This window comes from Protofrankia sp. CiP1_Cm_nod4 (genome assembly GCF_982290645.1).
Window position 1 is genome coordinate 14,695 of the sequence record NZ_CEVIVC010000047.1, and the last position, 5,926, is coordinate 20,620.

The following is a 5,926-nucleotide window of genomic DNA, read 5'->3' on the forward strand; positions in this document are numbered from 1 at the left end:
GCCGTGGCCAGAAGCGAGCCGTGGCCAGGAGCGAGCCGTGGCCAGGAGCGAGCCGTGGCCAGGAGCGAGCCGTGGCCAGGAGACGGCGAGATGCTCAGCGGAAGGCGAGGCGGTCGGGGCCGTCGATGCGGACGATCTCCCGGCCCAGCGGCAGCAGCGAGACCGGGATCAGTTTGAAGTTCGCGAGCCCCAGCGGGATACCGATGATCGTCAGGCACAGCAGCAGGCCGGTCGTCAGATGGCCGAGTGCCAGCCACCAGCCCGCGAACACGATCCACAGCAGGTTGCCGAGCAGCGACGGCGCGCCCGCGTCACGGTGGTCGACCACCCGGCGGCCGAACGGCCACAGGGCGAAGTTGGCGATGCGCAGCGAGGCGATCCCGAACGGAATAGTAATGATCAGGACGAAACAGATCAGTGCGGCGATGACATAGCCCAGTGCCATCCAGAACCCGCACAGCACCAGCCATATCAGGTTCAATATCAGACGCATACCTCCCATCCTCCTCCTTGAATCCGGGACCGCACGACCGAGCAGCGGACACTTCCGCCGCGGACGGACCGACGAAGGGACTGGAAAGCTCATGGCCGAGGCGGCCCCGTACCGCATCGAGATCCCGGACGCCGACCTGGACGACCTGCGTGACCGGCTCCGCCGGACCCGCTGGCCCGAGCGCGAGACCGTCTCCGACTGGTCCCAGGGCATCCCGTCGGAGTACCTGCGCGAGCTGTGCGCCTACTGGGAGCGGGAGTACGACTGGCGGGCGCTCGAGCGCAGGCTGAACGCGTTCAGCCAGCTCAGGGTGAACGTCGACGGGCTGGGCATCCACGTGCTGCACGTGACCTCGCTGCATCCCGGCGCGGTGCCGCTGGTGATGACGCACGGCTGGCCCGGGTCGGTCGTGGAGTTCCTGGACGTCATCGGGCCGCTGACCGACCCGGTCGCCCACGGCGGCTCGGCCGCCGACGCGTTCCACCTCGTCCTGCCATCCCTGCCGGGATACGGGTTCAGCGACAAGCCGACCGGCCCCGGCTGGGGGGTGCCACGGATCGCCGACGCGTGGGCGGGGCTGATGGCCACGCTCGGCTACGACCAGTACGTGGCGCAGGGCGGCGACTGGGGGGCGAGGGTGTCGGCGGAGCTTGCCAGCCGCCATCCGGACGCCGTGCTCGGCCTGCATCTGACCCTGCCATCGGTGGACGTCCGCGCGGCCACGGCGGAGCTGGGGGAACTCGACGAGCGGGACCAGGCCGCACTCGACGCGGGCCGGCGTTTCCGGGCGGCGGGGACGGGCTACTCGACCCAGCAGTCCACCCGCCCGCAGACCGTGGGGTACGGCCTGGTGGACTCCCCGGCCGCGCTCGCCGGCTGGATCGTGGAGAAGTTCCACGCCTGGACGGACTGCGACGGGCACCCGGAGAAGATCTTCACCCGGGACCAGCTGCTCGACAACGTGATGATGTACTGGCTGCCGGCGGCCGGCGCGTCCTCGGCCCGGCTGTACTGGGAGAGTTTCCGTAGCCGTCCGCAGGAGGCGGTGACCGTCCCGACCGGATGTTCGATCTTTCCGGGGGAGCCGGTCCGGCTGTCCCGCCGGCTGGTCGAGACCCGCTTCCGGGACCTTCGCTACTGGAACGAGCCGGCCCGCGGTGGCCACTTCGCCGCTTTCGAACAACCAGCCCTCTTCGTCGACGAACTCCGCACCTTCTTCCGCCTGCTACCGCTGCGGGTGGCTCGTGACGATGTACCTGACGGGCCGCGGTGAGCGCTGGCCGGCGTTCAGGTGTGGTAGGCGTCCCCGCGGTGGCGGATCGCGGTGACCTCGACGACATGCCTGGTGCCGTCGATGAGGTAGATGACCCGATAGGGCCCGCGTCGTGCCGACCGCAGTGGCGCGAACGGCGGGTCGAGGGGTTTGCCGACCAGGTGCGGGGCGTCGAGCAGAGGTCCGGTGACGAACTTGTGGGCGGCGGTCGCGACCTTTTCGGGCAGCGTTTCGGCGATGGCGCGGGCGGCGCCCCGGGCGATTCGTAGCCGGTATCGGCCTGCCGTCACCCGCCGCGACCGTGGCGGCGAAGGTAGCCGGCCAGTTCGTCCTCGTCGAGGACGTCACCGGTGTGGAGCTGAGCAAGCCCTTCCGTGACGGCCTGCATGAGCTCGCCGTCGGCGAGGACCGCGATGGTCTCCTGCATCGCCTCGTAGTCGTCGGTGGCGACCAGTACCGCCGCTGGGCGTCCGTTACGGGTGATCTCGAAACGTTCGTGGGTGGTCTGCGCAGCAGCGACAAGCTCGGACAGCCGAGCCCGGGCCTCGGCAAGGGGAAGCGTCGTCATGTACAGAATTCTGGCTCATCTGGGAGTACCTGACTGGGTGCACCATGTCAGCCGCCTGTGGTCCGGCCGGATGGCGGGAAGCCCTTATGGGTGACGAGCCGGTGATATAAGACTTGTCTCTATGGGTCGGGGGGAACCTGATAATGATCTCTTTGCCGTCGGCGGGCACGTGACCGCGCTCCTGGATCGACGTGTCGGCGTCGCTCCGCCGTGCCGGACGGTAGGCCGGGCACAGCCGCCGTGCCCGGTGCGCGGCATCCCCGCAGCCGTGGGACGTCCAGGCCCTCGGGGCCCGGAGCGTGGACATCCGCTCCGGGCCGGGCGCAACCGCTCTCCGAGAAAACTTCGTGCGGTCGAGTGGGGCGCGCGATCGGAGTGGCATGACTGAGAAGGACGACACGTCCGAGCCAGGCGGCCGGCCGGATCCGGCCGCGATCGTCACCCGGCAGGATTTCGCTCGGGAACTCACCTCGCTCAGGGAACGGGCCGGGCTCGGAGTGCGGGACGTGGCCAGGGCGGTTGGTATTCCGACCGGTACGCTCGGCGGCTATTTCAGTGGTCGGCATCTGCCAGCGCTGAAGCCACCCACACTGCTCCACGACATTCTACGTTCCTGTGGTGTGACCGACCCGGCCGAGATCAGCGAGTGGGCAGACGCCCTCAGCCGGGTCCGGCGGGCGCCGGGCAGACGGCCGGCCAGCGCTCCCGTCCCGTATCGCGGGCTGGCGAGCTTTCAGCCGGAGGACGCGGAATGGTTCTACGGCCGGGAGAAGCTGACCGAGGCGACGGTGGCACGGCTCACCGAACGGCCCGGCGGCGGCCTGTTCATGGTGGTGGGGCCGTCCGGGTCGGGAAAATCCTCGTTGCTGCGTGCCGGTGTCATCCCCGCCATCCGCGCCGGCAGCTCCGTGGCCGGGTCGGACCGATGGCCATGGATGCTTTTCACGCCCGGTGCGCGCCCGATCGATGACTTCGCCCGGAATCTGGCGTCCATGGCCGGGATGCCGGCGGAGGACGTGGCGGGCGTGACCGCCGATCTGCGGGGCGACCCGGGAGGCTGCCGGGATCTTCTCCGGCGGGCCCTTGCGGTGGCAGCCGGTGCCGGGTCCACGGACCGGAACGCGGATCCGCGGGCGCTCGTGGTCGTGGACCAGTTCGAGCAGATGTTCATCGAATGTACGGACCCCGAAGAACAGCGGATGTTCATCACCGCGTTGCAGGCGGCAGGCGTCGACACCGATCGTGGGGATGGCGAGAGCAATGGCGGTAGCGCGGGCCCGGCCGGCACCGGCGCGGCACCCCCGGCGCTCGTCGTGTTGGGCATGCGTGCCGACTTCTACGCGCATGCCATGCGTTTTCCCGTTCTGACCACGGCTCTGCAGGATTTTCAGATCGCTGTCGGAGCGATGTCGGAAACCGAACTTCGACGCGCTGTCCTCGAGCCCGCACGCAAGGCAAAGATCGACTGCGAGGAAGGCCTGGTCGAGCTTCTTCTTCGTGATCTTTCCCCCGCTTCCCCCGACGGTACCGCCGCACATGACTCCGGCACGCTTCCGCTGTTGTCGCACGCCCTGCTCTCCACCTGGCAGCGTGGGTCGAAGAATACGCTGAGAATTGCGGACTACCACGAAGTCGGTGGTATACGGGGTGCTATCGCCGATACCGCGGAAGAGGTCTACAGCTCATTTGACAGCACCTATCAGGGCATCGCGCGCCAGATCTTTCTACGGCTGGTCCACATTGACGACGGCACCGCGGATGTCCGCCGCCGCGTCCGGGCCGCCGAACTGCTCGACGACCGGGCCGGCAGCGACATCGTCGAGGAGGTGCAGGCGGTCCTCGACGGGTTCATCGGACGGCGGCTGCTCACCGTCGACGCGGACACCGTGGAGATCACTCACGAGGCGCTGCTGCACGAGTGGCCGCGGCTGCGGGACTGGCTGAACGCCGACCGGGCCGGTCGGCAGACACACCGTGAACTGACGATCGCCGCCTCGTCGTGGGCGGATCTCGACCGCGACTCCACGACCCTGCACCGAGGTACCCGGCTGGCTGTCGCCCGCGAATGGGCGGCCGATCCACGGCACCGCTCCTACCTCAATGTGTTGGAACGCGAATTTCTGGATGCGAGCGTTCAGCAGGAAGCGGAGGAGCAACGGGTTGAACGCCGCCGCACACGGCGGCTTTACCAGATGCTCGCCGCGCTGAGCGTACTGCTCGTTCTCGCCGGTGCGCTGGCCGGTTTCTCGCTCCAGCAACGGGCGGACGCCAAGAACCAGCGGGACCAGGCCATCTCCCGTGAGGTGGCCATCAAAGCGAACCGGATACGGGACAGCGACCCGGCCCTGGCCGCGCAGCTGTCCCTGGCCGCCTATCGGATCGCTCCCACCGCGCAGGCCCGCGCCAGCCTTCTGGACTCGTCCGCCACCGCCCCGGTGACCCGCATGCTCGGCTTTCCCGGAGTGATGCAGACAGCCGCGGTCACCGGCGACGGCAGGCTGATGGCGGCGGCGGGCGCCGACCGGACCATACGTCTGTGGAGCCTGGCCGACGTGGGCCGACCGGTTCCGCTCGGCGAACCGTTGAGCGGTCACACCGACACCGTCTTCTCGGTGGCGTTCAGCCCGGACGGGCGGACCCTGGCCTCCGGCGGCGCTGACCGGGCCGTGCGGCTGTGGGACGTGACCGACCCCGGCAGGCCGCTGTCGTTGGGCCCGTTGGCGGACGGAGGGCCCACGAACACGGTGTACTCGGTGGTGTTCAGTCCGGACGGGCGCACTCTCGCGGCCGGTGGCGCGGACAACGTGATCCGTCTCTGGGATGTCGGCGCCTCTGGGCGGCCGGCAATGCTCCTCACGATGCTGACCGGAATGGACGGATATGTGCAGTCGGTGGCGTTCAGCCCGGACGGGCGCATTCTTGCCGCGGGCAGCGCGGACAGGACGGTGCGGCTGTGGGACGTCGCCGATCCTCGTAGGCCGAATCCGCTCGGTGAGCCGTTGGCAGGACCGACGGGGACCGTGTTTTCGGTGGCGTTCAGCCCGGACGGGCACACGCTCGCGGCCGGCAGCGCGGACCGAAGTGTACGGATATGGGATGTCGGGAATCCCCGCGCTCCGGTGCTGTCGGGCCCGCCACTGACCGGTGCCGCCGGCTGGGTGAACGCGGTGGCGTTCAGCCCGGACGGGCGTTTCCTCGTCGCGGGCAGCTCGGACACCACGGTGAAGATCTGGGATTTCGCCAGCCGACGTCTCGTGGCCGTGCTGCATCATCCGGGACCGGTGACCGCGCTGACGTTCCTGACCGACCATCGCCTTGCGACGGCAGCCGCGGACGGTGTCGCACGGCTGTGGTCCGTCCCCGGCCCGGTGATCAGTAGTCTCGCCGACGTCATCAACGTGGGGTTCACTCCGGACGGCCGTTCGCTGGCTGTGGTCAGCAGCAACGCCGACAACTCCCTGGGGCTGTGGGACGTCGGTGACCGGGTCCGGCCGTCGTTGCATGGTCCGCCGGTGACCGGCCCGCCGGAGCCCAGCCGGTTCACAGGGTCGCTGGCGGTCGGGCCGGACGGGCGTACCGTCGCCGTCGGCGG

At 69.4% G+C, this 5,926-nt stretch carries 5 protein-coding genes; 2 read left to right on the forward strand and 3 right to left on the reverse strand.

Annotated features, from left to right (window positions below; genetic code table 11):
• Positions 1-94: 94 nt before the first annotated feature.
• The gene (locus tag AC5LSR_RS11375; RefSeq protein WP_250280565.1) at positions 95-493 is read right to left on the reverse strand and encodes a YccF domain-containing protein; all 399 of its coding nucleotides are present in this window, start codon (positions 491-493) and stop codon (positions 95-97) included.
• A gap of 91 nt (positions 494-584) precedes the next feature.
• Here AC5LSR_RS11375 and AC5LSR_RS11380 point away from each other — a divergent pair, with 91 nt between their 5' ends.
• Positions 585-1,766, forward strand: coding sequence for an epoxide hydrolase family protein (locus AC5LSR_RS11380; RefSeq protein WP_493464464.1), 1,182 nt, complete (start codon positions 585-587; stop codon positions 1,764-1,766).
• A 14-nt stretch (positions 1,767-1,780) separates the two neighbouring features.
• On the opposite strand, the gene AC5LSR_RS11385 is transcribed toward AC5LSR_RS11380, so the two are convergent.
• Together AC5LSR_RS11385 and AC5LSR_RS11390 are read right to left on the reverse strand one after the other, a co-directional pair.
• A complete protein-coding gene (locus AC5LSR_RS11385) occupies positions 1,781-2,056 on the reverse strand; it encodes a type II toxin-antitoxin system RelE family toxin (protein WP_250280559.1) in 276 nt (91 codons plus the stop codon).
• Entirely contained in the window at positions 2,053-2,334 is a 282-nt protein-coding gene (locus tag AC5LSR_RS11390) for a type II toxin-antitoxin system Phd/YefM family antitoxin (protein WP_250280558.1), read from the reverse strand. The genes AC5LSR_RS11385 and AC5LSR_RS11390 overlap by 4 nt, the downstream gene beginning before the upstream one ends.
• 380 nt (positions 2,335-2,714) lie before the next feature.
• Here AC5LSR_RS11390 and AC5LSR_RS11395 point away from each other — a divergent pair.
• The coding region (locus tag AC5LSR_RS11395; RefSeq protein ID WP_493468432.1) for an nSTAND1 domain-containing NTPase at positions 2,715-5,926 on the forward strand (3,212 nt) is incomplete at its 3' end.